Origin of the sequence: Candidatus Dorea massiliensis AP6 (assembly GCF_964245105.1) — a bacterium.
In the GTDB taxonomy this organism is placed as follows: Bacteria; Bacillota; Clostridia; order Lachnospirales; family Lachnospiraceae; genus Laedolimicola; species Laedolimicola intestinihominis.
In genome coordinates, this window is sequence record NZ_CAXTKW010000001.1 from 243,436 (window position 1) to 268,734 (window position 25,299).

Annotated in this window: 24 protein-coding genes and 1 tRNA gene; 1 reads left to right on the top strand and 24 read right to left on the bottom strand. The window is 51.3% G+C overall.

The annotated features are described in order from the left end of the window. Positions 1–165: 165 nt before the first annotated feature. The 14 genes from ACESZP_RS01395 to ACESZP_RS01460 form a co-directional block, all read right to left on the bottom strand. Complete coding sequence (locus tag ACESZP_RS01395) at positions 166–1,116, bottom strand: D-2-hydroxyacid dehydrogenase (protein WP_499707808.1); 951 nt, start codon at positions 1,114–1,116, stop codon at positions 166–168. Between the two features lie 59 nt (positions 1,117–1,175). After that, positions 1,176–3,413, bottom strand: a complete 2,238-nt coding sequence (locus ACESZP_RS01400; RefSeq protein WP_499707809.1) for a DNA gyrase/topoisomerase IV subunit A — start codon at positions 3,411–3,413, stop codon at positions 1,176–1,178. 12 nt (positions 3,414–3,425) lie between these two features. Continuing rightward, positions 3,426–5,348: a DNA gyrase/topoisomerase IV subunit B gene (locus tag ACESZP_RS01405; RefSeq protein ID WP_499707810.1), complete on the bottom strand. Its 1,923-nt coding sequence runs from the start codon at positions 5,346–5,348 to the stop codon at positions 3,426–3,428. A 60-nt stretch (positions 5,349–5,408) separates the two neighbouring features. Next, positions 5,409–5,996: a hypothetical protein gene (locus ACESZP_RS01410; RefSeq protein WP_499707811.1), complete on the bottom strand. Its 588-nt coding sequence runs from the start codon at positions 5,994–5,996 to the stop codon at positions 5,409–5,411. Positions 5,997–6,135: 139 nt separating this feature from the next. Further along, positions 6,136–6,207: transfer RNA gene (locus ACESZP_RS01415), tRNA-Glu, on the bottom strand. 187 nt (positions 6,208–6,394) lie between these two features. Beyond that, positions 6,395–6,574, bottom strand: coding sequence for a 50S ribosomal protein L32 (gene rpmF / locus ACESZP_RS01420; protein ID WP_158364437.1), 180 nt, complete (start codon positions 6,572–6,574; stop codon positions 6,395–6,397). Positions 6,575–6,593: 19 nt separating this feature from the next. Further along, positions 6,594–7,115 (bottom strand): YceD family protein, encoded by a 522-nt coding sequence (locus tag ACESZP_RS01425; protein WP_499707812.1) that lies wholly within the window; start codon positions 7,113–7,115, stop codon positions 6,594–6,596. A 93-nt stretch (positions 7,116–7,208) separates the two neighbouring features. Further along, positions 7,209–8,402, bottom strand: a complete 1,194-nt coding sequence (locus ACESZP_RS01430; protein ID WP_178038411.1) for an acetate/propionate family kinase — start codon at positions 8,400–8,402, stop codon at positions 7,209–7,211. Between the two features lie 164 nt (positions 8,403–8,566). Next, positions 8,567–9,133 carry a phosphate propanoyltransferase gene (pduL, locus tag ACESZP_RS01435; protein WP_349164638.1) on the bottom strand — a complete coding sequence of 189 codons (567 nt, stop codon included), beginning with the start codon at positions 9,131–9,133 and terminating at the stop codon, positions 8,567–8,569. Between the two features lie 329 nt (positions 9,134–9,462). Beyond that, positions 9,463–10,518, bottom strand: coding sequence for a beta-propeller fold lactonase family protein (locus ACESZP_RS01440; protein WP_178038409.1), 1,056 nt, complete (start codon positions 10,516–10,518; stop codon positions 9,463–9,465). Between the two features lie 18 nt (positions 10,519–10,536). Beyond that, complete coding sequence (gene hemL / locus ACESZP_RS01445) at positions 10,537–11,817, bottom strand: glutamate-1-semialdehyde 2,1-aminomutase (protein WP_178038408.1); 1,281 nt, start codon at positions 11,815–11,817, stop codon at positions 10,537–10,539. Then, positions 11,817–12,800, bottom strand: coding sequence for a porphobilinogen synthase (gene hemB / locus ACESZP_RS01450; protein WP_178038407.1), 984 nt, complete (start codon positions 12,798–12,800; stop codon positions 11,817–11,819). Before hemB ends, hemL begins: the two co-directional genes overlap by 1 nt. 76 nt (positions 12,801–12,876) lie before the next feature. Further along, positions 12,877–13,341: a precorrin-2 dehydrogenase/sirohydrochlorin ferrochelatase family protein gene (locus ACESZP_RS01455; protein ID WP_349164642.1), complete on the bottom strand. Its 465-nt coding sequence runs from the start codon at positions 13,339–13,341 to the stop codon at positions 12,877–12,879. 167 nt (positions 13,342–13,508) lie between these two features. Beyond that, complete coding sequence (locus ACESZP_RS01460; protein ID WP_178038405.1) at positions 13,509–14,915, bottom strand: spore germination protein; 1,407 nt, start codon at positions 14,913–14,915, stop codon at positions 13,509–13,511. Between the two features lie 173 nt (positions 14,916–15,088). Here ACESZP_RS01460 and ACESZP_RS01465 point away from each other — a divergent pair, with 173 nt between their 5' ends. Beyond that, positions 15,089–15,907 carry a Cof-type HAD-IIB family hydrolase gene (locus ACESZP_RS01465; protein WP_499707814.1) on the top strand — a complete coding sequence of 273 codons (819 nt, stop codon included), beginning with the start codon at positions 15,089–15,091 and terminating at the stop codon, positions 15,905–15,907. Positions 15,908–16,062: 155 nt separating this feature from the next. Here ACESZP_RS01465 and ACESZP_RS01470 read toward each other — a convergent pair whose 3' ends face one another. From ACESZP_RS01470 to ACESZP_RS01515, 10 genes are all read right to left on the bottom strand, one after another. Then, positions 16,063–16,521 carry a DUF1307 domain-containing protein gene (locus ACESZP_RS01470; protein WP_499707815.1) on the bottom strand — a complete coding sequence of 153 codons (459 nt, stop codon included), beginning with the start codon at positions 16,519–16,521 and terminating at the stop codon, positions 16,063–16,065. Positions 16,522–16,628: 107 nt separating this feature from the next. Beyond that, positions 16,629–18,758 carry an RNA degradosome polyphosphate kinase gene (locus tag ACESZP_RS01475; RefSeq protein WP_499707817.1) on the bottom strand — a complete coding sequence of 710 codons (2,130 nt, stop codon included), beginning with the start codon at positions 18,756–18,758 and terminating at the stop codon, positions 16,629–16,631. A 6-nt stretch (positions 18,759–18,764) separates the two neighbouring features. Further along, entirely contained in the window at positions 18,765–20,306 is a 1,542-nt protein-coding gene (locus ACESZP_RS01480; protein ID WP_178038401.1) for a Ppx/GppA phosphatase family protein, read from the bottom strand. Positions 20,307–20,311: 5 nt separating this feature from the next. Further along, complete coding sequence (locus tag ACESZP_RS01485) at positions 20,312–20,749, bottom strand: dUTP diphosphatase (RefSeq protein WP_499707818.1); 438 nt, start codon at positions 20,747–20,749, stop codon at positions 20,312–20,314. Beyond that, positions 20,733–21,245: a CinA family protein gene (locus tag ACESZP_RS01490; RefSeq protein WP_499707819.1), complete on the bottom strand. Its 513-nt coding sequence runs from the start codon at positions 21,243–21,245 to the stop codon at positions 20,733–20,735. Before ACESZP_RS01490 ends, ACESZP_RS01485 begins: the two co-directional genes overlap by 17 nt. A gap of 1 nt (position 21,246) precedes the next feature. Further along, positions 21,247–21,789, bottom strand: coding sequence for a CDP-diacylglycerol--glycerol-3-phosphate 3-phosphatidyltransferase (gene pgsA / locus ACESZP_RS01495; protein WP_499707821.1), 543 nt, complete (start codon positions 21,787–21,789; stop codon positions 21,247–21,249). Then, positions 21,786–23,114 (bottom strand): 30S ribosomal protein S12 methylthiotransferase RimO, encoded by a 1,329-nt coding sequence (gene rimO, locus ACESZP_RS01500; RefSeq protein ID WP_499707822.1) that lies wholly within the window; start codon positions 23,112–23,114, stop codon positions 21,786–21,788. The genes pgsA and rimO overlap by 4 nt, the downstream gene beginning before the upstream one ends. 87 nt (positions 23,115–23,201) lie before the next feature. Continuing rightward, a complete protein-coding gene (locus tag ACESZP_RS01505) occupies positions 23,202–24,104 on the bottom strand; it encodes a DMT family transporter (RefSeq protein WP_499707823.1) in 903 nt (300 codons plus the stop codon). A 6-nt stretch (positions 24,105–24,110) separates the two neighbouring features. After that, the gene (locus tag ACESZP_RS01510; RefSeq protein WP_440322807.1) at positions 24,111–24,761 is read right to left on the bottom strand and encodes a hypothetical protein; all 651 of its coding nucleotides are present in this window, start codon (positions 24,759–24,761) and stop codon (positions 24,111–24,113) included. Continuing rightward, complete coding sequence (locus ACESZP_RS01515; RefSeq protein WP_499707824.1) at positions 24,754–25,200, bottom strand: GatB/YqeY domain-containing protein; 447 nt, start codon at positions 25,198–25,200, stop codon at positions 24,754–24,756. The genes ACESZP_RS01510 and ACESZP_RS01515 overlap by 8 nt, the downstream gene beginning before the upstream one ends. Positions 25,201–25,299: the final 99 nt, after the last annotated feature.

Genomic DNA, 25,299 nt, shown 5'->3' on the forward strand with positions numbered 1-25,299 from the left:
ATACGCGAATATCACGTTTCGTAATGGATTCCTAGTTCCAATCCATTACATCAGAGGTTCCCAAACTCAACTTATACGTTGATATGTCCGTCTGGCTTTTTGTGGGAAAGCAGTACTACCGTCTCAACATGCACTTTCCGATGAATCTCGTCCAAGCCACTGTACTTACTCGCAGTACCCTGTTTTCATGTCAATCAGGTTGCGGAGCGGTCTCTGTACCATATAGCATTCCAGGTTTTCGATACAGATGGTCAGGATCTGCTCCAGGGTCTCGGGCAATGCGTAGCCGCCGGAGATATGGGGCGTCAGGATGACATTTTCCATATCCCAGAGGGGATGTTCGGTGGGCAGGGGCTCCGGATCGGTCACGTCCAGACAGGCTCCGGCAATGCGCTTCTCCTGCAGTGCTTTCACCAGGGCGTCGGTGTCTACGGTGATACCACGGCCTACGTTCATGAGAACTGCGTTTTCCTTCATCAGCGCCAGGCGCTCCGCGTTCATCATATGATAGGTATCCTGGTTACCCGGCAGACTCATGGCTACGATATCCGCTTTCGGAAGCTCCCGCTCCAGACGCTCCAGGGTGTAGAGATCATCCACGCCCTCAGGCTTCCGGCCTTCGCGCCGCTTGATTCCCACGGTACGGCAGCCCAGTGCCTTCATCTTCCGGGCAAACATGGTTCCGATATCGCCCATACCGATGACCAGCACGCGGCTTCCCTGAATCACATGGACGTGGCCTTCGCTCCTCCAGACATGCTCCCGCTGGTTCCGGGCGTAGAGATTCAGCTTTTTCTGAAGTTCAAAGAGCACGCCGATCATATGCTCAGAGATAGCCAGGCCGTAAGCGCCGGTGGCGTTGGTCAGCACCGCGTCCTTCGGCAACGCGCCGTCGCAGAAGCCTTCGGTTCCGGCGTTATTGAGCTGCAGCCATTTCAGTTCCTCCGCATACTTCAAAAGCGCGGGATCCACATTTCCCAGGATGACCTCCGCGTCCCGGATGACCTCCTCTGTCACGTCTTTCTGTAGACAGTAACAAAATTCCAGATGACGGAAATTCATTTCCAACCGTTCCTTTTGTCCCTCGTTCAGAGGCAGCGTAACCAGAATCTTCATAACAATTCCTCCTCGTGCAGGTATCGACAGCTTATCCTGTCCGACCCTTGCGTTTTGCCCTACACCCGGACCTTTACTCCCTTCGTATCCCGGCTTCCGGCTTTTAATTTATTTAATACAAGCTGTTTTTCCTTATATTCTATGCTTTCTTCCTGTCCTGCATGGTACAGATGAATCGCTTCCAGCGCGTCCTTTTCTGCGAGACGCATCCCCCGGACTCCGACCGCGCCCTTTTTCTTCTCCGGTATCTCGGAGATATCGAAGCGCAGGAAATATCCGTCCCGGCTCTGCAGCACCACCTGCCCGGTTCCGTCTGTGACAATGGCCTTAAGAAGCTCGTCTCCCTCGTTCAGCTTCGTAGCCGCCATGGTCTTCATTTTTGTCTCAAATTCGCTGCCGTCCACAATTTTCAACATACCCTGACGGGTGCCAAACAACAGCTTCTGATGCTTCAGGACTTCCATACTGCCAATGCCGACAATCTGCTCCTCGGTGCTGGAGAAATTGCCGAAGTTGTCGATGGGCACGCCCTTGTCCCGGAATTTTCCGAAGGGCAGATCCTGTACCTTCACGGTGTGCTGCTTTCCGGTGTCTGTGAATATACATATTTTTCCCGTATTCATGCAGGAAAATACATATTTATTTTCACTGTCTGCCGCTTCCTTATTGCGATCGTAGACGGACATGTCGATGGTCTTAGCGTAGCCGAAGCGATCCATCAGGAACATAACCGGCATTTCCTCGATCTTCTTCTCTTCGAACACAATAGCCTCCGCATTCTCCACGGCTGTCCGTCTGGGACGGGCATAGGCTTTTTTGATGGCGTCCATATCTTTCAGAATGACGCGGGTCATACTGGAATGATTTTCCAGAATATCCTCATACTCCGCGATATTCTTCAACGTCTTCTGATTCTCCTCCATCAGAGCCTGAATCTCCAGACCAATCAGGCGGTACAGACGCATCTCCAGGATAGCCTGGGCCTGACGCTCGGTGAAATGAAGCTTTGCGGCACGTTTCTTAGAAGCCTCGGACTTGAAGCGAATGCCGTCGGTGATGCCTGCAGTCAGACAGGCTTTGGCGTCCTTGATATTCTTGCTGCCCCGCAGGATCTCAATGATCAGATCAATGACCTCACAGGCTTTGATAAGGCCTTCCTGAATCTCCCGCTTCTCCTGCTCTTTTGCCAGCAAGGTGCGGTATTTCCGGGTGGTCAGTTCGTACTGAAATTCGATATAATGCTCCAGGATCTGGCGCAGACTTAAGGTCTCTGGCTTGCCGTCGGCGACTGCAAGCATGTTGACGCCGAAGGTGTCCTCCAGACGTGTCTTCTTGTAAAGCATATTTTTCAGGTTTTCGGTATCCGCACCCTTTTTCAGCTCCAGGACGATACGGATGCCCTCTTTGGAAGACTGGTTGGAGATATCAGTGATCTCCGGAGCTTTCTTGCTCTCCACGAGACCTGCGACATCATTCAGGAATTTGGCGATATTCGCGCCGATCATCGGGTAGGGAATCTCCGTGATAACCAGCTGCTCCTTACCGCCTTTCAGCTTCTCCACTTGTACACGGCCGCGGATCTTAATCTTTCCGGTTCCGCTCTCGTAGATAGCCGGAAGCTCGTCCTTGTTGACGATGATGCCGCCTGTGGGAAAATCCGGTCCCGGCATCAGCTCCAGCAGCTTCTCGGTGCTGATCTCCGGGTTTTTCAGATAGGCCTTGGCTGCGTCGATAACCTCGCCAAGGTTGTGGGGCGGAATGTTGGTGGCCATACCGACTGCAATACCGTCAGATCCGTTCACCAGAAGGTTCGGCAGACGGACAGGCAGGACGCTGGGTTCCTTCTCCGTCTCATCGAAATTCGGAACAAAATCCACCACATCTTTATCCAGATCCGCCAGGAAGGTCTCCTGGGTTACTTTCTGAAGGCGTGCCTCGGTGTATCGCATGGCGGCGGCGCCGTCGCCCTCGATAGAGCCAAAATTGCCGTGTCCGTCCACCAGGGGCATGCCCTTTTTAAAATCCTGAGACATGACCACCAGGGCATCGTAGATGGAGCTGTCGCCGTGGGGGTGGTATTTACCCATGGTATCGCCGACGATACGGGCGCATTTTCGATACGGGCGGTCATAGCGGATGCCAAGCTCGTACATATCATAAAGGGTTCTGCGCTGTACCGGCTTTAAGCCGTCCCGCACATCCGGTAAAGCCCTTGCAATGATGACGCTCATGGCATAGTCGATGTAGGATTTCTGCATGAGGTCTGAATATTCTGTGCGTATAATCTGTTCTTCCATAGCTTCCTCCCTTTATATGTCCAACTCCGCGTCGCGGGCGTGCTCGTAGATAAATGCCCGTCTGGGCGGTACTTCCGTTCCCATCAGCATCTCCGTGACGCTGGAGGCCATACGGGCGTCCTCGATCTCAATGCGCTTTAAGATACGGGTCGCCGGGTTCAGAGTCGTCTCCCAGAGCTGCTCCGCGTCCATCTCTCCCAGACCTTTGTAGCGCTGCAGGGTAAAACTGCCCTTATGGCGCTTCCGGTACTGCTCCAGGGCCTTGTCATCGTACAGGTACTCTTCCTGACCCTTGGCCGGCATGGCCTTGTAGAGAGGCGGCATGGCGATATAGACATGGCCATCGTAAATCAGTTCGGGCATGAACCGGTAAAACAGGGTCAATAGCAGCGTGGAAATATGCGCTCCATCCACATCCGCATCGGCCATGATAATGATCTTATCGTAGCGCAGCTTTGTAATATCGAAGTCATTGCCGTAGCCTTCGGAAAAACCGCAGCCAAAGGCGTTGATCATGGTTTTAATCTCGGCGTTGGCCAGAACCTTGTCGATACTGGCCTTTTCCACGTTCAGGATCTTGCCTCGTATCGGCAGGATGGCCTGAAAATTCCGGTCGCGGGCTGTCTTGGCAGAACCGCCTGCGGAATCTCCCTCCACGATGAAAATCTCGCATCTGGAAGCGTCCCGGCTCTCACAGTTGGCCAGCTTGCCGTTGGAATCGAAGGAATATTTCTGCTTGGTCAGGAGATTGGTCTTGGCACGTTCCTCGGTCTTACGGATCTTCGCCGCCTTTTCCGCACAGCCGATAACGCTCTTTAAGGTCTCCAGGTTGCGGTCGAAATAGCGGACAATCTCGTCTCCGGTGACCTTTGCTGTGGCCTTGGAAGCGTCCTGGTTATCCAGCTTGGTCTTGGTCTGGCCCTCGAAACGGGGAGCCGGATGCTTGATGGAAATGACCGCAGTCATACCGTTTCGCACATCCGCGCCGGTGAAGTTCGCGTCCTTCTCCTTCAGGATGCCAAGCTCCCTGGCGTAATTATTGATGACCGTGGTAAAGATGGTCTTGAAACCGGTCAGGTGAGTGCCGCCCTCAGCATTGTAAATATTGTTACAGAAACCCAGGACGTTCTCATGAAACTCATTCACATACTGGAACGCACCCTCAACTACAATGCCCTCGGACTCGCCCTTGAAATAAACAACCTCGTGAACGGTCTCCTTGTTCTTATTCAGGTCCTCCACGAAACCGATGATGCCATTTTCCTCATGGTACTCCACATGCTCGACCTCGTCGCCTCTGCGATCTTCGAAGATAATCGTCAGCTCCGGGTTCAGATAAGCAGTCTCGTGGAGACGGCTCTTGACCTCCTCCGCCTGAAAACGGGTCTTATCGAAGATCTCCGGATCCGGCAGAAAATTAATCTTCGTTCCGGTCTCGCGGGTGCGGCGAAGCTTCGGAAGCAGGCCTTCCTCCAGTTCAATGGTGGGGATACCCCGCTCGTAATGATCGTGATGTACGCAGCCGTCCCTGCTGATTTCGATATCCAGGTATGTAGAAAGGGCATTGACAACAGAGGAACCCACACCGTGGAGACCGCCGCTGGTCTTGTATACAGAATCGTCGAATTTGCCTCCTGCGTGCAGGGTCGTGAATACCAAACGCTCCGCGGATACGCCCTTGGCGTGCATGTCCACGGGAATACCACGGCCATTGTCCGTCACAGTACAGGATCCGTCCTTCTCCAGATATACACTGATTTTCGAACAGAAGCCCGCCAGATGTTCGTCCACGGAATTGTCCACAATCTCATAGATCAGATGGTTCAGGCCCTTGCGGGACACGCTGCCAATATACATGCCGGGCCTTTTACGTACCGCCTCCAGTCCTTCCAGAACGGAGATGCTGCCTGCGTCGTAGGTTGTTTGATTTGCCATGTTGTTCACTCCTGATTTTATAGTCACGGGACGTCCCGTACAAATGTTCTGTTTTCAACTTTAATAGTATAACATACTCGTTTTGCTTTTACAAACCCATTTTTCTATTTTTCGTCTGAGTCTGTACAGGTAGATGCAGCTTCCCAGGGTTACGTAGATTTCCAGCAGACTGGAAATAATACCGACATAAATGTACAGAAAGACTCCTACGGCTGTCATAGATATCGCAATCCACTTTTCTATGCGAAACCCTGTCCCGTATTGTCGTTCCAGCAGAATAAGGAGACGCCTGATGCAGAACAGATATAGAATGGTTCCGCCCACGGACAGATATACGTGGATACGCGCCATAAGGGGAACCAGTCTCGTGCGATAGGGCAGACCAATTCCACACAGAAATACTGCCAGCGCCAGGCCTGTCAGCCATTCCTGCGTCCTGTCTGCGCATTTTGCCAGCTCCGATATTTCTTCTATATATAAATACAGATAACTTCCCACCAGCGCAGCCCAGAGCAGGAAACATATCCGCCTGCTGCCTCGATTACCCAGAACTGAAAAATTCGTCTCTGTAAGTCCACGGCCTCTGGCCAGCGGTATAGTCAGCACAATGATAAATAGTATGATAAGGACTTCATATCTTCGTTTCATGCCCTTAGTTTCTCTGCAAGGAACCGTTCCTATGCAGGTATTATGCGAAATTCACATCGAACCGCCACACAATAGCATGTAACTCTCATATTTTGGTTTTAAGACACAAAAAAGCCCTTGAAATTCAAGGGTTTTCTAGCAGTCGATAGGGGAATCGAACCCCTGTTTTCGCCGTGAGAGGGCGACGTCTTAACCGCTTGACCAATCGACCATTTTCTCTTTCGCGCTTGCGACTTGTTTAGTATATAATAGTTTCCGGAGAAATGCAAGCACTTTTTTCACTTTTTCTTGTATTTTTACAAATACATTTTTAAAACTATTTGTTCGATTTTCTGTCTTTCAGAAAAACAGAGCAGTAAAGTCTTACGGCTCTACTGCTCCATCTCTTTTCGTCAGAATTAATCCTGAGCGATGATCTCTTTTTTATTGTAAGATCCGCAGGACTTGCAAACACGATGAGGCATCATCAGGGCGCCGCATTTGCTGCACTTTACAAGATTCATTGCACTCATTTTCCAGTTTGCTCTTCTCTTATCTCTTCTACCTTTGGAAGATTTATTCTTAGGACAAATAGACATAGGTTACACCTCCTCTGATTTACTTACTGTTTTTAAAAATTTCGGCTATAACCGCCATTCTCGGATCCAACTCCACCGTATCACAGCCGCAGGGACCTTCATTCAGGTTTTTCCCGCATTTTCTGCAAATACCTTTGCAGTCCGGCTTGCAGAGGGTCTTCATGGGCCAGTTGACCAGAAGCTCTCCATACACCAGTTTGTCTGTGTCCAGGTTGTATCCATTGATAAAATCGGTTTCGTCCAGATCGTCGATTCTTCCTTCCGCAGACTGCTTCATATCCACTTCCTTTGAAAAAGAAACTTCAATCGGCACGTCCACTTCCGTCAGACAGCGGTCACAGGGAATCTGCGCCTTCACCGCGAACTCACCCTCAAGCAGCAATTTATCATTGCCGAGATTCGTAAGCACCAGTGTAAGCGGTCGTTCCTCCGTCAGGGGAAAGCTTCCCAGGCTTATGTCAAAAGACCGAAGCTCCGTCTCCACTGTCCTCTTAACCACTTTTTCCTCACAGGACAAAACATCTGTCAAATTGATCAGCATAGTTCTCTCCTAATGCACACTAGGCTATTATAACTACCCAGCAGTGGTTTGTCAAGTAATTTTCACTTACAACGGAAAATTATTTCTAATAAATTATTTTACCAGACGCTGTGTCTCACGGGCGATAGCCAGTTCCTCGTTGGTCGGGTAAATCATGACCTTAACCTTGGAGTTCGGAGTGGAGATCATCTGCACCTTACCACGGCAGTTATTTGCCTCGTCGTCGATCTCTACGCCCAGATATCCCAGGTACTCACAGATCTTCTTACGGCTCTCGATATCGTTCTCGCCTACGCCTGCTGTAAATGCGATAGCGTCTACGCCGTTCATGGCTGCTGTGTACGCGCCGATGTACTTTGCTACACGGTAGATGAATGCATCCAGAGCTACCTGTGCATGATGGTTGCCTTCCTCTGCTGCCTTTCCTACATCACGGAAATCGCTGGAGATGCCGTCGCTCATGCCAAGGATACCGGACTTCTTGTTCAGAATATTCAGAACCTCATTAACGTCCTTGCCCTCTTTGTTGCAGATGAACTGAATAACAGCCGGATCTACATCGCCGCTTCTGGTACCCATAATCAGACCCTCAAGTGGGGTAAGACCCATGGAGGTATCTACACACTTGCCGCCGATAGATGCGGAGATACTTGCTCCGTTGCCCAGGTGACATACGATAACCTTGCCCTTTTCCGGGTCAAGCTCAGCGAACTTCAGAACCTCGCCGGATACGAACAGATGGCTGGTGCCATGGAAGCCGTAACGACGGATGCTGTATTTATCATAGTACTCATAGGGGATTGCATAGAGGTATGCCTTCTCCGGCATCTTCATACCGAATCCGGTATCCCATACTGCTACGTTCGGAGTTCCGGGCATAGCTGCCTCGCATGCCTCGATACCCATCAGGTTCGCCGGGTTATGCAGCGGTCCAAGGTCGAAGCACTCGCGGATTACGCGCTTTACGTCCTCGTCAACTACGATAGAATCGCTGTAAACCTTTCCGCCGTGCAGAACGCGGTGTCCGACTGCAGAGATCTCCTTGGTATCCTTGATTACACCGTACTCCGGATCTACCAGGGCCTGCATAACCAGCTTGATTGCTTCGGTATGTGCCGGCATAGCCTGCTCGATTACCATTTCCTTGCCGTTTGCCTTATGTGTCAGCTTGGAACCCTCGATTCCGATTCTCTCGCAGAGACCCTTTGCCATTACAGACTCATTCTCCATATCGATCAGCTGATATTTCAGAGAGGAGCTTCCGCAGTTGATTACTAAGATTTTCATAGCTATGTATTCTCCTTAATTCATATTTACTTCGCAGTGGCACTCATGAGCAGGCTCACTCGTGCGCGGGCTTCGCCCTATGTCATCTGTCTAAAGCTCATCTGCTCATGCAAGCATGACATCTGAGTTTTCGCCATCTGACGCACTGCTCATTGCCTTCGCGACTATTTTACGATCTCACCAAATACCTCGCGTCCGCAAGCTGCTGCGTTGGACTCGTCGGTATCGATGTGCATAGCCAGAGCGTACTTCGGGCTTACACGAACAACTACATCGCCGAATACCAGACTTCTGCCCTCGGTATCAATCTTTACGGATACGACATCCTTATCCTTTACGCCGAGTTTTTCAGCATCTTCCGGAGTTGCATGGATGTGACGCTTTGCTGCGATTACGCCTTCCTTCAGCTCAACCTCGCCTGCCGGTCCTACCAGCTTACATGCGCCGCTGCCTGCAACATCGCCGGACTCGCGGATCGGAGCGTCTACGCCGATGGAACGCGCGTCTGTCAGGGACAGCTCTACCTGTGTCTCCGGACGAACCGGTCCCAGGATGGAAGCCTTCATCTCTTTCTTGCTTCCTACGATGGTTACCTTCTCTTCGCAGGCAAACTGACCCGGCTGGGACAGATCCTTCTTCTTGGTCAGCTCATGACCCTTACCGAACAGAGTCTCCAGATCCTCCTGTGTTACATGTACGTGACGTGCTGAGGTTTCAACAACAAATTTCATGATACATTCTCCTTTTCTTGTAAATAATTTATTACAGTTCTATGAGCCGACAAAAGCTGCCCTTCGCCGGCTCACAGTACATTTCACAATGTACACCATAATTCTATCTCCATTTTAGGTGCTTTCGCCATATTTTGCAAGCCCTGACAGGAAATAATTTGTACTTTTAAGGGTACAAGGCTATGGTTTGCAGACGATACAGGAGAAAAACTTCTGCACGTCATGCTCGCATGTAAGGGCAGAAATTTTTCTCCTGTATCCTCCTGCAAAGCAGGAGCCCACGCGTATGCGCGTGGGGTCTGCAAATTGTAGTAGTTTATCCATCCCCACTACCCTTCGATCTCAGCCACCAGAACACAGTTGGGCGTCTCAATGGAGATCGGTTTTCCCTTGGCCGTAAAATAGTTTTTGTCATAATGCACCTCAAAGGTGGTGATGGTATTGCTCTCATGGTTCAGCGACATGATGTGCTTATTATCCGGGAAGAAATCAATGGCCTTCGGGTAGTCCCCACTAATCGGCAGAATACAGATTTTCTCCAGCAGTCCGGTCTCTGTATCCACATGGAAAAGACCTGCCGTATTGTCCCCGGCATTGGTGCACAGGAGCTTCGTATCATCTCTGGAAAAACGCAGGGCGCAGGCCGCGCTGGTGGCGGAATGGTAATCATTCAGCGTGGAAACCTTCTGAATCTCCTCAAATACCGGGTTCTTTCCGCTTCCGTCGTACCTGTAGACCGTAATATAATTCTTCAGCTCACTGATCACATAGGCAAATTTTCCGCTTCTGCTGAATTTGATGATCCGGGGCGCAGACTCCAGTTCACAGAACAGCAGATCCAAAAGCTCGATTTTACCGGTACGGTGGTCAAATTTATAGATTTTGATCTGATCAGTTCCCAGATCCACCGCGCAGAGATACTTTCCGTCCGGCGTCAGGTTCACGCAGTTTACATGGGGGCGGAAATTCCGCTCGGCCACGCTGCCCAGACCCTTATGGAATACCTCGTCAGTCATTTCTCCCACTGTACCGTCCTCATTGAGACGCATGACTGTCACTTTGCCGTCATGCCAGCCTGCCACGAACAGGTATCTGTCATCCTTATCAGTGGACAGATAACAGCCGCGCATGCCTTCGATGCTGGCGCAATTTAACGGAACCAGATCCCCGTCCGGCTGCACCGTAAAGGATCTCACGCCCTCGTCGGCGATGGAATACAGGAATTTTCCGTTGTGGGACATTTTGATATAAGAAGGATTGTTAATCGGGATAACCTTGCGCTCCTTCATGGTACCATTTTCCACGTCCAGATCAAAAAGATGAATCCCCACACTGTTGCCATGGGTATAAGTTCCCACATAAGCTACGTATTTTTTCTTATCCATAGTATGTCCTCCTTCTGCTTAGCGCTGACCAAGGTACGCCTTGAAAATATCCAGTGTCTTCTCCAGTTCGTCCTCTGTCATGGCTGCGGACAGGAACATAGCCTCAAACTGGGACGGCGCCAGATAAATGCCGTTCTGTATCATATAAGAGAAATACTCCCCGAATTTTGCCGTATCCGAGGTCTTTGCCTCCGCATAATTAGTCACCGGGCCGTCGGTAAAGAAGATACTTCCCAGAGAGCCGATATGGTTCACCACCCAGGGTTTGCCTGCCTCACGCACTGCCTCCTGCATACCCTCAAAGAATACATCCGCCTTATGGTTCAGTTCCTCGTAGAATTCCGGCGTCTCCTGTAAAAGCTTTAACTGAGCCAGTCCGGCCGCCATGGCCACCGGGTTGCCGCTTAAGGTTCCCGCCTGGTAAACCGGGCCGCTGGGAGCGATAAGCTTCATCACGTCTTTTCTGCCGCCGTAAGCGCCCACCGGCATACCGCCGCCGATGATCTTACCAAAGGTGGTCAGATCCGGCTCAATGTCAAAATACCCCTGGGCACCGGAGAGGCTCAGGCGGAAGCCTGTAATAACTTCATCGAAAATGAGCAGGCTTCCGTTCTCATTACAGAGTCTGCGAAGCCCCTGAAGGAAGCCCTTCTTCGGAAGCACCACGCCCATATTGGCCGCCACCGGCTCTACGATGACTGCCGCTACCTCGCCCTTGAACTGGTCAAAAATGGCCTGTACGCTGTCCAGATCGTTGTATACTGCCGTCAGCGTATCCTGGGTACAGCCTGCCGGAACGCCCGCACTGTCCGGAATTCCCGCGGTCATGACTCCGGATCCTGCCTTTACCAGCATGGCGTCGCTGTGGCCGTGATAGCAGCCCGCGAATTTGATAATCTTATTGCGGCCGGTGAAACCTCTGGCCGCGCGGATAGCACTCATAACAGCCTCGGTACCGGAGTTTACCATACGAACCATTTCTATAGAAGGAACGATACTGCAGATCAGCTCTGCCATCTCCACCTCCCGCTCGGTGGCCGCACCGAAGCTCAAGCCCTCCCGGCAGGCCTCCAGCACATCCGCCAATACCTTCGGATGATTGTGACCCAGGATCATAGGACCCCAGGATCCTACAAAGTCCAGATAGGTCTGACCGTCTGTGTCTGTCATATACGCGCCCTTTGCCGACGCGATAAACCGGGGCGTCTCACCGACAGAGCCAAAAGCCCGCACCGGCGAGTTTACGCCGCCGGGGATATGTTCTACTGCTTCTGCAAAAAGCATTTCTGATTTGTTCATTAGCCAATTCTCCCTTCGTCCATAAAGCCAGCGATCTCTTTCGCAAAATAGGTCAGGTACAGGTCTACGCCTGCCCGGTACGCGCTGGCCGCGGTCTCGCAGATGATGGAAGCCTCATCGATATAGCCGAGAGACGCGCCCGCCTTGATCATGGCATACTCGCCGCTGACGCTGTAGGCTGCCACCGGAAGAACGATATTTTCCTTCACCTCGGCAATGACGTCCAGATAGCTCATGGCCGGTTTCACCATGATGATATCCGCTCCCTCTTCCACGTCAAGAAGGGCCTCTTTGACGCCCTCCCGGCGGTTGTGGTAATCCATCTGATAGGACTTACGGTCGCCAAAGGCCGGAGCACTGCCTGCCGCGTCGCGGAAAGGTCCGTAAAACGCAGATGCGTACTTCACCGCGTAGGACATAATCGGTGTTTCCACATAACCATTGCTGTCCAGGATAGAGCGGATGGCTGCCACACGGCCATCCATCATATCAGAAGGCGCTACCATATCCGCACCGGCCTGCACCTGGGACAGGGCAATCTTCGCCAGATAGTCCAGAGTCTTATCATTATCTACATATTCGCCATGGAGAATACCGCAGTGGCCATGGGATGTGTACTCGCACATGCAGACGTCGCCAATGCAGTACAAATCCGGGAACTGCTTCTTCGCTTCCCGGAACGCCTTCTGCACGATGCCATTTTCATCGTAAGCGCCGCTTCCGCAAGCATCCTTGTGATCGGGAATACCAAAAAACATGACGCTGCCCACGCCCGTTTTCACAAGCTCCTCCAGTGCGTAGGGAAGCTGGTCGATACTGTAACGGTACTGACCCGGCATGGTAGGAATCTCCTCTTTGATTCCGGTTCCTTCTTTTACAAACATCGGGTAAATCAGGGAACTCTTGTCCATCCTGGTCTCCCGCACCATTTTCCGTAAGTTGGCGCCGTTCCGAAGGCGGCGCGGTCTGATGTTCATATCCATAATCTCAACTCCTCTTTTCGGTATCTTTTTCTCTCCTAGCAGTATACCATATTCTCTCAAAAATAGATCATCTTTTTCATATTTCTGCCAGACACTTCCGAATGCGTTCGGTGGCTTCCCTGGCCAGCCGGTGATCCGTCCCGCCCGCCGTAACGCCTGCGGTGACGCCGCCGCCTTCCGCGATGCCCGGAAAATAAAAATCGCAGCGTGTCCGATCGTCGGAACAATTGACCGGAATGCCGCGCGCCCGACAGGCGCGAAAGACCGCTTTGTTGACCGCCCCGTCATCCACCGCCGCCAATACAAACAGGCTTCCATCCAGAAAGCTCTCCGCTTCCGGACTCCATCGTTCCTGCTGCCAATGAAGCCGGCCTTCTTTTGCAAGCTTCCGGATTTTCACGGACGCCTCCGGCGCAATGACGGTAATTTGAGCTTCAAAGGAAAGCAGCGTCTGAATCCGCCGCTCCGCAATACGGCCTGCGCCCACCACAACGATTTTTTTCTGTTCCAGATCCACAAACAGTGGAAAATATCGACTCATACTCTATCCTCCCCGGTGTTCTGTCAGTATCATAACATACCCGGGCTTTTTTGTGAACCGTCACCTACAGGATCTGCCACCGGCGGCTCCTTACGGATACTTCGTAACAAAAAGCACTGCCTTGATTTTTACCAAAGCAGTGCTTTTTCTTCACATTCTTCCTCTTTCTACTCCTTCAGCCGCAACCGCAGGAACCGTTTTTTCAACTGTGTCAGATTCAACGGGAACAGCGGATAGATATAACTTTTTCCGGCCACGGTCTTATTGCCGACGATAGCAGCTGCGGTCAGGATTAATCCGGCGATAAAGCCCCAGAGATTGAATGTCGAAGTCAATATCAGTAAAATCAGCCGCATGAATTTCAGGGCGTAACCCAGTTCATAGCTGGACTGGGTATAGTTGGCGATGGCTACAAAGGCCATATACATCATGATTTCCGCGTTGAACCAACCGGAATCCACCGTAAACTGACCCAGAACGATGCCGGCCACCACGCTTAGGGGCGTGCTCAGCATACTGGGCGTATTGATGGCGGCCAGCCGCAGGCCGTCGATGGCCAGCTCCAGCATCAGAAATTGCCAGACCACCGGCACGTGGACCGTGTCCTTGATGACGATAAAAGCCAGCCAGTCCGGAATCCAGCCCGGGTTCTGATACAGGAGCAGAAAGGTCGGCGTCAGGAGCAGGGTAATAATGGAAATAAGAAAGCGGGACAGCCGAAGATAGGAGCCCGTCACCGGGGGAAAGTAATAATCGTCCGCCTCCTCAATGATATCGAAGATCGATGTGGGAATAATCATGGCCTGAGGCGAATTGTCTACCAGGATCACGATATTTCCCTCCAGGATAGCCGCTGAGGCTGAGTCCGGGCGCTCGGTGAATTTGAATTTTGGAAATGGGTTATACCATTTCCGCTCGTAGATGCACTCGGCCAGACTCTCCTGGTTCATGGTCAGGGCATCTACCCGGATCGCGCTGATTCTTCCTTTCAGCTCCCGTAAGAGCCGCCGGTCCACCCGCTCGGACATATAGCAGAGAACGATGTCCGTTTCGGATGTTTTTCCCGCCGTCATCATTTCCATGGACAGATGAGGGCTCCGGATTCGTCTTCGAATCAGGGCTGTGTTGAAGACCAGGGTTTCCACAAAGCCGTCTTTTGACCCCCGGAGGGCCTTGTCCTTGGATGGCTCGTCCACACTCCGCATGGGATAAGAACGACAGTCCAGGCCGATACAGGCGTCATAACCGTCAATGAAGAGACAGGTGACGCCGGACAGCAGGTTCTTCAGAATCTCGTCCAGTTCCTCCATGGCGGAAACTTCCACATAGGGAACCACATGATCGGCCATCTGCTGCGCGGTCATGGGCAGTTCCTCCGGTTTTAACTTGTAAAAAAATTCCAGTAGCTTTTCCATAACGGATTCTTCCAGGAAGCCGTCGATAAAGTAGATGCAGGCGTCCCGGCCACCGGTCCGGATGCCTTTCCGGATGATATCGAAATTGATATCCAGGTTCAGGATGTCGTCCAGACGGGATGTATTTTCTTTTAATCTGACAGATAGTTTTTCACTCATGTTAGTACCTCCGTATTGCTGCCACCCACAGCATATGGCACAAAGCATTTCCGCGCGGTCAGGCATTTTTCTACATGTAGTATCCCTCTATTTTCCAAAACTATGCTTTTATGCCAGATGTTTTCGTGCTATAATCTTTCTGGTACCAGAGATTTATATGAGGAGTTTTGATCATGGAAAAGAAAATTTTATTTGTGGATCTGGACGGAACCCTGTTGGACGACAACAAGAATATTACCCCAGAGAATATGGCGGCCATTCAGAAGGCTACCGAAGCAGGTCACGCCGTAGTAGTCACCACGGGCCGCCCATTGTACAGCACCATCTTTCAGCTGGAGAAGCTGCACATGGACAAGCCCGGCTGCTATGCCATCACTTCCAACGGCGCGTTGATTTATGACGCCCATACGAAGAAAATCATCTTCCAGACCGGCGTGGATAAGAATTGTATCCGGGAAGCCTTCGACGAGGCTTACAAGTTCGGCCTGCATCCCCAGACCTATTCCGATCACGGCGTTCTCTGCGAGCGTGAAGACCCGGAGATTCAGTACTATGCCAAATCTACCATGGTAAACTATGAGGTTCTGGATGACGTAACCAAGGTCATTACCCGGGATCCCATCAAGATGCTGTTCATCGACCTGCATGACCGCGCTAACCTTGAGAAATTCCGTGAGCACATGGAGTCCTGGAGCAAGGAACACCACATTGATATGTTCTTCTCCTGCGACATATATCTGGAATTTCTTCCCGAGGGCATCAATAAGGGTAGCGGCATCCGCTGGCTCTGCAACTACCTGAACGTGCCTCTCGACAATACCCTGGCCGCAGGCGACGCGGAAAATGACATCACCATGCTGCAGGCGGTTAAGACCCCCTGTGTCATGAAGAATGCCCGTCCGGAGATGTACGCTTACGGCGTCTACATTACCGAGCACGACAACAATCATTCCGGAATTGCGGAAATTATTCAGAAATTCATGCTTGCTTAAACTGTTTCACGGAATGAGATAAAATATACTTCGCAAATTTTATGCGATAATATTTTTCATGTAACAGGGGATTCCATAGGAATTTCCTGTTACATGAAAAAGCTCCGGCAGAACTGTTCTTTTCAGTCCCGCCGGAGCTTCTGCGTCATCCTGTTTTATTCTGCCTTTGTATAGCCACCTGCTTCCAGTGCCTCTCCTGTCTTTTCCAGAGAAATGCCGTTTGTACCGCCATCTACCTGAAGCAATCCCTGCTCAGCGAGCTTAGATACCGCATCGCCTGTGGTATCAATGGTGATAGCAATGGTATACACACCGTCCGCCGCGCTTCCGGTGCATTCCACGCCATCTACGGCCTGATAGGATTCCACCAGAGAATCATAGGCTTCCGTCATCAGGGTCTGAGTATCGTCGTCAAAGCCTGTCATGTCCAGCGCGATGGTCTCCTCCATCTTCTGAACTTTGTCGCCTTTGGCGTTCAGTGTCATGGTGTCGGTCATCTTCAGACCTTCGTTGTCCTGCTCCATTGTATAAGTTACGCTCTGCGCTTTCCCGCCACAGGCTGCCAGAGATACGGCCATCACAAGCGTCATTGTAAGTGCTGCTAATCTTTTCATGTTATCTCCTCCCGGTCTCTTCTTATTGTCGAACGGGTTCATTATAACATGTCCGATACGGAAATGCTATGGATAAAATTCTTAATTTTATCCAAGAAAGCCGTCATCTACTCCACCGGTTCCTCCGGAATAAACACCCGGCGGTTCACCGCATGTTCATCGACCCCGGCCTTCTCCTTTGCCTCTTCCGCAAAGTAATCCTGCGAGCTCAAAGGCGCTTTGCCACGGCGGTTGATCTTTTCATAGGTATCGTCGGGCTGCAGCACATGAGCCTTCACATTATCTTTTAACTCGATATCCAGGATGTGAATGACCTCCTCCTTCAGTTCCTCCCGCTCAATGGGGAACATGATTTCCACACGTTTCTCCAGATTTCGCGGCATCCAGTCGGCGCTGGCGCAGAAGACCTCCTCCTGACCATTGTTGTAGAAATAAAAAATTCGGCTATGCTCCAAGAAGTTGCCCACAATGGAACGCACGCGGATATTCTCGCTAACACCGGGAATCCCCACCTTCAGACAACAGATACCCCGGACAACCAAGTCAATCTGTACGCCTGCTGCGGACGCTTCGTAAAGCGCCATGATCACATCCCGGTCACAGAGGGAATTCATTTTCGCGATAATCCGTCCTTCTCCTCCGTTTCTGGCATGCTCGGTTTCCCGTCCAATCAGACTCAGGAACCGATCCTTCAGCCACAGCGGCGCCAGTGACAGCTTATTCCAGCCCTCCGGCTCCGAATAACCGGAAAGCATATTGAAAACTGCCGTAGCATCCTCTCCAATGGGCGCGGAGCAGGTCAGAAGTCCGATATCGGTATACAGCTTTGCCGTAGAATCGTTGTAGTTACCGGTACCCAGATGAACATAACGGCGGATGCCGTCCTCTTCTCTTCGTACCACCAGGGTGATCTTACTGTGGGTTTTCAGACCCACCAGACCATAGATTACATGAGCGCCCGCCTTCTCCAGCATCTTCGCCCAGATGATATTGTTCTCCTCATCGAAACGGGCCTTCAGCTCCACCAGAACCGAAACCTGCTTGCCGTTCTCTGCCGCCTGGGCCAGAGCTGCAATGATCGGAGAATTACCACTGACACGGTACAGTGTCTGCTTGATAGCCAGTACCTTCGGATCGTTGGCCGCGTCCTTTACAAACTTCACCACCGGATCAAAGGTCTGGTACGGATGATGCAGAAGGATATCGCCCTTTCTGATCTCATCAAAAATATTACAGTCCGCGGGCAGCTCCTTCACCGGTGCAGGCACATGCTTCGGAAGCTTTAAATTATCAAAGCCCTCCATGCCGTACATCTTCATCAGGAAGGTCAGATCCAGCGGTCCGTTGATTTTATACAGGGCCTGCTCTTTGATATCCAGCTCCTTTGACAGAATCTTCAAAAGACGCTTATCAATTTTCTCTTCCACCTCCAGGCGGATCGCCTCGCCCCACTGACGCTTTTTCAACTGCTTCTGAATTTCCTTCAGCAAATCCGCCGCCTCGTCCTCGTCGATGGTCAGGTCAGCATTTCGCATAACACGATAGGGAGAGGCACTGACGATATCATACTTCAGGAACAACTGCTGCATATTCCGCTCGATAATTTCTTCCAGCAGAATCACATTTTTTATGCCGTCCTCACTGTCAGGCAGACGCACAATACGGGGCAGCACCGACGGAACCTGTACCGTAGCGAACTCCAGTTCGGCATTCTTCTCGCCCTTTTTCTGAAGCAGCGCACCGATATTCAGGGTCTTATTGCGAATCAGCGGGAAAGGTCTGGAAGAATCCACCGCCATGGGAGTCAGCACCGGATAGACATTGTCCCGGAAATAGCGATCCACATAGCGAGCTTCCTCTTTGGTCAGGGCCTCATGCTCCTGAATTACATGGAGACCATTCTGCTTAAGCGCCGGCAAAAGAGAGCGGGAATAAGTGGAATACTGGAGAGCCACCAGCCCTCTTACCTCCTTCGTAATCTCCTCGATCTGCTCCTCCGGCGTCATACCGGCAATATCCTTCTTGGTATAGCCCGCATGGACCATATCTTTCAGGGAAGCCACACGAATCATAAAGAACTCATCCAGATTGGACGCGGTAATGCTTAAAAATTTCAGCCGTTCAAACAGTGGAATCGTTTTGTCTCGCGCCTCGCTGAGCACACGCTCATTGAACGCCAGCCAGGACAACTCCCGGTTTCTGTAGTACTCATGTCTGGCAAATTCTTTCTTATCCATCCTCTCTTATACCTGCCTTTTCTGCCGGATAACGGGCTTTATACTGAAAATAGTCTCAAAGAAATCCGCTTTATGGGAGAAGAGTCCCTGCTCCAATGTGATGTCCTCTACCGTATCCACCACCACCAGGAGCTCCCGCTCCTTTAAAGTAACGCGGACATTCTTAAACTTCTGCTTATGGCTGCGATCCATGGAATTAGCCACACGAAGAATGGCACTCAGCTTCGCCGTCAGCAGATAATCGTTGCGATCCAGGCTGCTGCCCATGGAAAATTCCTCGAAGGATACAAACTCCTCCGTATCGAACCGGATAGCGTTGGCAATAATCTCCCGTTCCCGATGGGACAGACCGATAATCTCCGTGGACATAACGATCTGGTAGGAGCATTCCGCCGTATGGGTCATACTGATGTATTTGCCACAGTCATGAAGCCAGACCGCAATCTGCAAAAGCAGGCGCTCTCTCTTCTCCATACCGTGAATCCGCTTCATTTTGTCGAAGATGGTGAGAGCCAGATATTCCGTTCCCTGAAGATGGGTTTTATTACTCTGATAGCGCTTGGCAATGTTCTTGGCTGCCTCGATGATATCGTTTTCAAAATTATGGCTGGGCTTAAAGATCCGTTTGCGCTCCGCGTAATCGTAAGCCAGACCGTCCCGGATATTCAGGCCCGGTACCCAGATGAATTCTGCTCCGGTCTCTTCAATCAGCTTCCGGTAAATAATAAGCGCCGGCAGTACCAGAGACATGTTCTCAGCCATACCGCCCAGTCGCTCCATGGCTTTCTCCCGGGAACCGTCCGCAAGAATCTTTTCGTACAGATTCAGATATTCCTCGCGGGTAAAGGATACACTCTTCGCCTTACCGCCCCTGTCTACCAGCTGATTGATATAATCGCCTACCAGAATCATATGCTTAATTTCATGTTCCTTCAGATATAACCGCTTATAGCTTTTCAACTCGTTGTTGATCATTTCCTCAATGATCTCTCCGAAATGGGTGGTGCGGTTCTCCACCTCCGCCAGGCGCTCCCGGATACGCATGGTTCCGAGACGCAGATTCTGAGTAGACACAAGGGCGTCCTTATCGAACAGGGAAATCTGGATGCTGCCACCGCCCACATCGACAATGGCGGTTCCCTTCTGAATGATTTTCTGAAAGGATTCCTCATTGGACGCAATGGATTTGTAGCCCAGAAACCGGTGCTCGGAATTGCTTAAGACCTCCACCTCAAGGCCCGTCCGTACACGAATCTTATCAAGAATCAGAAGGCAGTTCCGCGTCTCGCGAATGGCACTGGTGGCGCAGGCCCGGTAGTCGTCTACCTGATATTCCTTCATGATGCGGGTAAAATCCTCCAGCACCTCGCACAGCTCCTCTAGCATCTCATTGCTGATCTCCTTCTGGTTATAGGCGTCCTTGCCCAGCTCCAGTCCGTAACGGATATCGTCGATTTCCTTCATGCCATTCTTCTGAGACAGCTCCAGAATTTTCATTCCCACTTCGTAAGAGCCGATCTCAATGGACGCAAATGTGACAATCTGCATAATCTCTACGCCTTTCCTGTACTTCCGTGTCCGCCCCGGTCCGCATGACCGAGGATTTCTGTCTCCTCAAATACCAGCTCCGGCTGATGCTCCATAATCCGGAACTGACAAATCCGGTCATTGACGTGAATCTTTGTATCCCGCATGGCGAGGACCGGCATGAACCACTGATCGTTATCACCACAGTAGGTCTCATCAATGACACCCATATGATTCGTCTGAATCACACCGAAATTTTTATAGGTGCTGCTACGTGGTACCACATGGGCCTCGTAGCCTTTTGGAAGCTCCATGGCAATCCCTAAGGGAATCAGCTTAAATTCTCCCTTTTTCAAAGTCACATCCTCTGCGCTTCTTAGATCCACCCAGTCGGATTTGCCGCCGATGTAAGCCAGCTTCTCAATTTTATCGGTAAAATATTTAATTTTAATGGTCTTGGTCATTTCCGTCTGTCTCCTCAAGTCCTTTTTTCAGAAGCGCCAGAGCAGCCTGCACGGTACTCTCCCGCACTTCGCTCCGTTCGCCTTCAAAATGGTACTCTTCCACATACATCTGTCCCCGTACAGATACGCCGATATATACAAGGCCCACCGGCTTCTCTTCCGTTCCGCCGTCCGGCCCTGCGATACCGGTCGTAGCGATTGCAGCGTCCGCGCCACTTGCCAGAATAGCGCCCTTGGCCATTTCCCGGGCGGTTTTTTCGCTGACTGCCCCAAATTCCTTCAGAGTTGTCTTCTTTACATTCAGAAGCTTTCTCTTTGCCTTATTGGAATAGGTGATGAAGCCCTGCTTAAATACCTCGGATACGCCCGGCACATCCACCAGACGCGCGGCCACCAGGCCTCCCGTACAGGACTCTGCCGTGGTCACGGTCAGCTCATCCATTTTTAGAAGCTCTACTACTTCCTCTGCAAGTGTCTTCTTCTGCTGCTCTCCCATTTTAAATATCTCCTTCCAGAAGTATTCCTTTGTTCTTTGCCAGATAATCAATCAGTGACACAACGGTCAGAATCAGCGCAATCCAGGTAACAATGGTCTCGATGGTGGTGAATACCCCTCCCAGATCGAGAATCAGGAGAATGATCATCAGCATCTGGAAGGTCGTCTTAAACTTTCCCCAGTAGCTTGCTGCGATAACAACTCCATTATCCGATGCAATCAGACGGAAGCCGCTGATAATGAACTCTCTTGAAATAATTACAATGACCATCCAGGCTGCCAGTCGGTTCATTTCCACCAGACAAATCATGGCCGAGCAGACTAAAAGCTTATCTGCCAGCGGATCCATGAATTTTCCGAAATTGGTGACCAGGTTATACTTTCTCGCAATCTTACCGTCCAGAAGGTCAGTCAGACTTGCCACGATAAAAATTCCGACTGCAATGTACTTGGAATAAGCGCCGCCCAGATCGGTCAGCATAAATACAACAAAAAACGGAATCATCAATACACGAAGTGTGGTTAATTTATTGGGTAAATTCATTCTGCTAATTCTCCTATCAAATCATAATCTACGGCTCCGGTAACGCGCACCTTCGCAAAATCGCCGCTCATCAGGGTCTCGTCCGTATTCAGGAACAGATAACCGTCCACACCCGGCGCATCCTTATAGGTACGGCACACATAAGCGTTCTCATCGGCCACCTGGCCCTCCACCATAACCTCCAGAATCCGGTCTGTCATGGCGTCCGCCTTGTCAAAGGCAATCTCCTGCTGCAACTCCATAAGCTCGGCTCTCCGATCCTCCTTCACTTCTTCCGGAATCTGATCGGGCATACCCGCCGCCGGGGTATCCTCCTCCGGAGAATAGGTAAAGACGCCTAACCGGTCAAACTCGCAGTCATCCACGAAACGCATCAGCTCCTCATGATCCTCCTGGGTTTCTCCCGGAAAGCCGGTAATCAGGGTCGTACGCAGACAGATATCCGGAATTTCCTCCCGGAGCCGTCCAATGATGTCTCGCAAATCCGACTGGGTGGTTCTTCTTCCCATACGCCTGAGAATCCGATCGGACGCATGCTGGATGGGCAGATCCAGATAATGACAGATCTTCGGCTCTTCCTTCATAACCCGTATCAGTTCTTCTGTAATCTCCTCCGGATAACAGTACAGCACACGAATCCACTGGATGCCGCCAATTTCAGCCAGCTTCTTTAAAAGCTCCGGCAGCTTCTTCTCACCGTAAATATCTTTTCCGTAAAGGGTCGTCTCCTGGGCCACCAGAATCAGTTCCTTGACGCCGCCCTCCGCAAGCTCCCGTGCCTCCTTTAAAAGCTGCTCCATGGGAACGCTGCGGTAGTTGCCGCGCACCTTCGGGATGATACAGTAGGTACAGTGCTTATCGCAGCCCTCTGCAATCTTCAGGTACGCATAGTGGCCGCCGGTGGTCAGGGTTCTTGCGCCCTCCTGTTCCGGTACCAGTCGGTCAATGTCCTCAAAATGAAGCTCCTTCTGACCCTCCAGCACCTTCTCTACGGTTTCCACGATGGCGTCGTAGGTGGTGGTTCCGAGAACCGCGTCTACCTCCGGAATCTCGTCTACGATTTCCTGCTTGTAACGCTGAGCCAGACAGCCGGTCACAATCAGGGCCTTACAGCAGCCGGATTTGCGGTACTCCGCCATCTCCAGAATCGTGTTGATGCTTTCTTCCTTGGCGTCATTGATAAAGCAGCAGGTATTGATGACAATTACATCTGCCTCTGTCTCATCGTCGGTGAAGGAAAAGCCTTTTTTACCCAGAAGACCAATCATCACCTCAGAATCCACAAGATTTTTATCACAGCCAAGGGATACAAATAAAATTTTCATAAATCATTCTCTTTCATTATATTTATTATTTCTCATACTGCAAGAATATTGCAGCACAATTAACAAAAGCTTTACATTGCACGCTGACTAAGATACCTTTTCCCGCTGGGGCAGCTGCGCCAGCACAATTGCCGCGAACATCAGTACGCACCCAAGCGCCTCGCGACCGCTCAGGGTCTGATGCAGAATCAAAAGTCCCGCCAGCACAGATACCACTGACTCCAGGCTCATGATCAGGGAGGCCACCGTCGGGTTCAGACCCTTCTGGCCCACGATCTGCAGGGTGTAGCCCACGCCGCTGGACAGAAGTCCCGCATAGAGAATGGACTGCCACGCCATCAGGATATCTGAGATATCCGGCTGCTCCAGCACCAGCATTCCGATGCCTGCCACGATGCCGCAGACAAAGAACTGAATGCAGGACATCTTCACGCCGTCCACATAGGGCGTAAAATGGTCAATGATCAGAATATGCGCCGCAAACAGGAACGCGCAGATAAACACCAGAATATCTCCGGTTCCAATCCGCAGGGTCTCCGTAATACAGAGGCAGTAAAGACCGCCCACGGCCAGAATTACGCCAATCCACACATTGATCCCACAGCGCTTTCCAAAAAATATCCCCGCAATGGGCACCAGCACGATGTAGCAGGCCGTGATAAAACCGGCCTTTCCCACGGTCGTAAACAGGATACCGTACTGCTGAAAGGCGCTGGCAAAGCAGAGGGCCAGGCCGCAGAGAATACCGCCCCTTATCAGGATCTTCCGATTCTCTGGCTTCTTCTCCTCCAGCCGCGCTTCCTCACTCTTCTGACGGTCCATAAAGGCAATCACCGGCAGAAGCGCCGCCCCACCGATAAAGGAACGGGTACATAAAAAGGTAAAGGGGCCCACATAATCCATACCGACGCTCTGCGCCACGAAAGCGGTTCCCCAGATCACTGCCGTCAGAAGCAACAGGAGTGAATGCTGAATCTGTGTCTTGTTCATCTTATCTTATCCTTCGTCAAAGCGCAGGGTGGACAGAATCATCTGCTCCGCCTGCCCGATTTTTTCATAATCTCCTACCGTGCAGTCCATCTGGACCGTATACAGGATATCATTATAGCGGAAAATATAGACGTCGCAGGTACGCTCCGTATCCGCCGTTCCCTCCGCATAGCTGACCCATACAGCCGGGTATTCCCCCTCGCCCACGGTCACATCCTCCACAGTACACTCCTCATCACTTTCCAGTACCACCTGGTCGGCAGCATCCTCGGTGGAAGCCGCATCGGATCGTTCCACCCGGACAAAGGCCGGAACGCCTTCCTCCAGCGCCTGAAAGGTCAGGCTGTCCGCTGATGCTTCTACCGAAAAGGTTTCCGCGTCGTAAGCCAGGGAGAAATCCCCGATGCCCCGGACTCTTGTATACAGAACTGTCTTCGGCTCCTCGCCTTCCATCACCGTTACTTCTTCCTGTCCCAGCACGGTTCCCGGCGCGGTCTCAAGGCCTAATTCAGCCTCCTTTTCTTCTTCTGTCTGGCTGATCTTCGGCTGTTCTACAACCTCCACATGCGGCACAGAAACCTCCGCGTCCTTTTTTCCACAGGCCGAAAGCCCCATCGCTGCCAGGACGCAGAGTGTCAAAAACTTCACCTTACGCAAGCAGCTCACCCACTAACTTATTGACCAGAGAACCGTCTGCCTTGCCCTTTACCTTCGGCATCAGTTCCTTCATGATCTTGCCCTTGTCCCTGCCGGTGGGGTTCTCGATACCAAGACCCGCAATAACCTCCCGGATCACGGCACGGATAGCTTCCTCGTTCATTTCCTCCGGTGCGAACTCGGAAAGAACAGCCAGACGGGCCTTACACTGGTCAATGATATCGGTGCGGTCTGCGGGAGCCAGATCCATGGTCTCCTTAGTCTGCTTGATCTCCTTCTTTACCACCTCGAACTCTTCCTCCGGAGTCAGGTCCGCACGCTTGTCAATGGCTTTATTCTTCAGTGCGGCAAGCAGCATGGACAGGGTTTCTTTTCTGTCTTTGTCCTTGTTCTTCATGGCCTTTACCATCTCGGCACGAATTTCATCAATTTTGCTCATTTCAATTTCCTCCTCGTTAAATATCTGTATCTGTACAAGCTCCATGATACAAAATAGGCGCAGATACGCTATTTACCATTGTAAGCGTATCCCGCCCAT

What these genes read in the sequence shown, in the direction of transcription:
- ACESZP_RS01490 (WP_499707819.1), bottom strand. Translation starts at nt 21,245, where the DNA reads ATGGGAGAGCAGCAGAAGAAGACACTTGCAGAGGAAGTAGTAGAGCTT.
- rpmF (WP_158364437.1), bottom strand. Translation starts at nt 6,574, where the DNA reads ATGTCTATTTGTCCTAAGAATAAATCTTCCAAAGGTAGAAGAGATAAG.
- hemL (WP_178038408.1), bottom strand. Translation starts at nt 11,817, where the DNA reads ATGAACAAATCAGAAATGCTTTTTGCAGAAGCAGTAGAACATATCCCC.
- rimO (WP_499707822.1), bottom strand. Translation starts at nt 23,114, where the DNA reads ATGAAAATTTTATTTGTATCCCTTGGCTGTGATAAAAATCTTGTGGAT.
- ACESZP_RS01505 (WP_499707823.1), bottom strand. Translation starts at nt 24,104, where the DNA reads ATGAACAAGACACAGATTCAGCATTCACTCCTGTTGCTTCTGACGGCA.
- pduL (WP_349164638.1), bottom strand. Translation starts at nt 9,133, where the DNA reads ATGAAATTTGTTGTTGAAACCTCAGCACGTCACGTACATGTAACACAG.
- ACESZP_RS01515 (WP_499707824.1), bottom strand. Translation starts at nt 25,200, where the DNA reads ATGAGCAAAATTGATGAAATTCGTGCCGAGATGGTAAAGGCCATGAAG.
- ACESZP_RS01465 (WP_499707814.1), top strand. Translation starts at nt 15,089, where the DNA reads ATGGAAAAGAAAATTTTATTTGTGGATCTGGACGGAACCCTGTTGGAC.
- ACESZP_RS01440 (WP_178038409.1), bottom strand. Translation starts at nt 10,518, where the DNA reads ATGGATAAGAAAAAATACGTAGCTTATGTGGGAACTTATACCCATGGC.
- pgsA (WP_499707821.1), bottom strand. Translation starts at nt 21,789, where the DNA reads ATGAATTTACCCAATAAATTAACCACACTTCGTGTATTGATGATTCCG.
- ACESZP_RS01405 (WP_499707810.1), bottom strand. Translation starts at nt 5,348, where the DNA reads ATGGCAAATCAAACAACCTACGACGCAGGCAGCATCTCCGTTCTGGAA.
- ACESZP_RS01485 (WP_499707818.1), bottom strand. Translation starts at nt 20,749, where the DNA reads ATGACCAAGACCATTAAAATTAAATATTTTACCGATAAAATTGAGAAG.
- hemB (WP_178038407.1), bottom strand. Translation starts at nt 12,800, where the DNA reads ATGGATATGAACATCAGACCGCGCCGCCTTCGGAACGGCGCCAACTTA.
- ACESZP_RS01475 (WP_499707817.1), bottom strand. Translation starts at nt 18,758, where the DNA reads ATGGATAAGAAAGAATTTGCCAGACATGAGTACTACAGAAACCGGGAG.
- ACESZP_RS01455 (WP_349164642.1), bottom strand. Translation starts at nt 13,341, where the DNA reads ATGAGTCGATATTTTCCACTGTTTGTGGATCTGGAACAGAAAAAAATC.
- ACESZP_RS01425 (WP_499707812.1), bottom strand. Translation starts at nt 7,115, where the DNA reads ATGCTGATCAATTTGACAGATGTTTTGTCCTGTGAGGAAAAAGTGGTT.
- ACESZP_RS01395 (WP_499707808.1), bottom strand. Translation starts at nt 1,116, where the DNA reads ATGAAGATTCTGGTTACGCTGCCTCTGAACGAGGGACAAAAGGAACGG.
- ACESZP_RS01430 (WP_178038411.1), bottom strand. Translation starts at nt 8,402, where the DNA reads ATGAAAATCTTAGTAATCAACTGCGGAAGCTCCTCTCTGAAATATCAG.
- ACESZP_RS01460 (WP_178038405.1), bottom strand. Translation starts at nt 14,915, where the DNA reads ATGAGTGAAAAACTATCTGTCAGATTAAAAGAAAATACATCCCGTCTG.
- ACESZP_RS01470 (WP_499707815.1), bottom strand. Translation starts at nt 16,521, where the DNA reads ATGAAAAGATTAGCAGCACTTACAATGACGCTTGTGATGGCCGTATCT.
- ACESZP_RS01480 (WP_178038401.1), bottom strand. Translation starts at nt 20,306, where the DNA reads ATGCAGATTGTCACATTTGCGTCCATTGAGATCGGCTCTTACGAAGTG.
- ACESZP_RS01400 (WP_499707809.1), bottom strand. Translation starts at nt 3,413, where the DNA reads ATGGAAGAACAGATTATACGCACAGAATATTCAGACCTCATGCAGAAA.
- ACESZP_RS01410 (WP_499707811.1), bottom strand. Translation starts at nt 5,996, where the DNA reads ATGAAACGAAGATATGAAGTCCTTATCATACTATTTATCATTGTGCTG.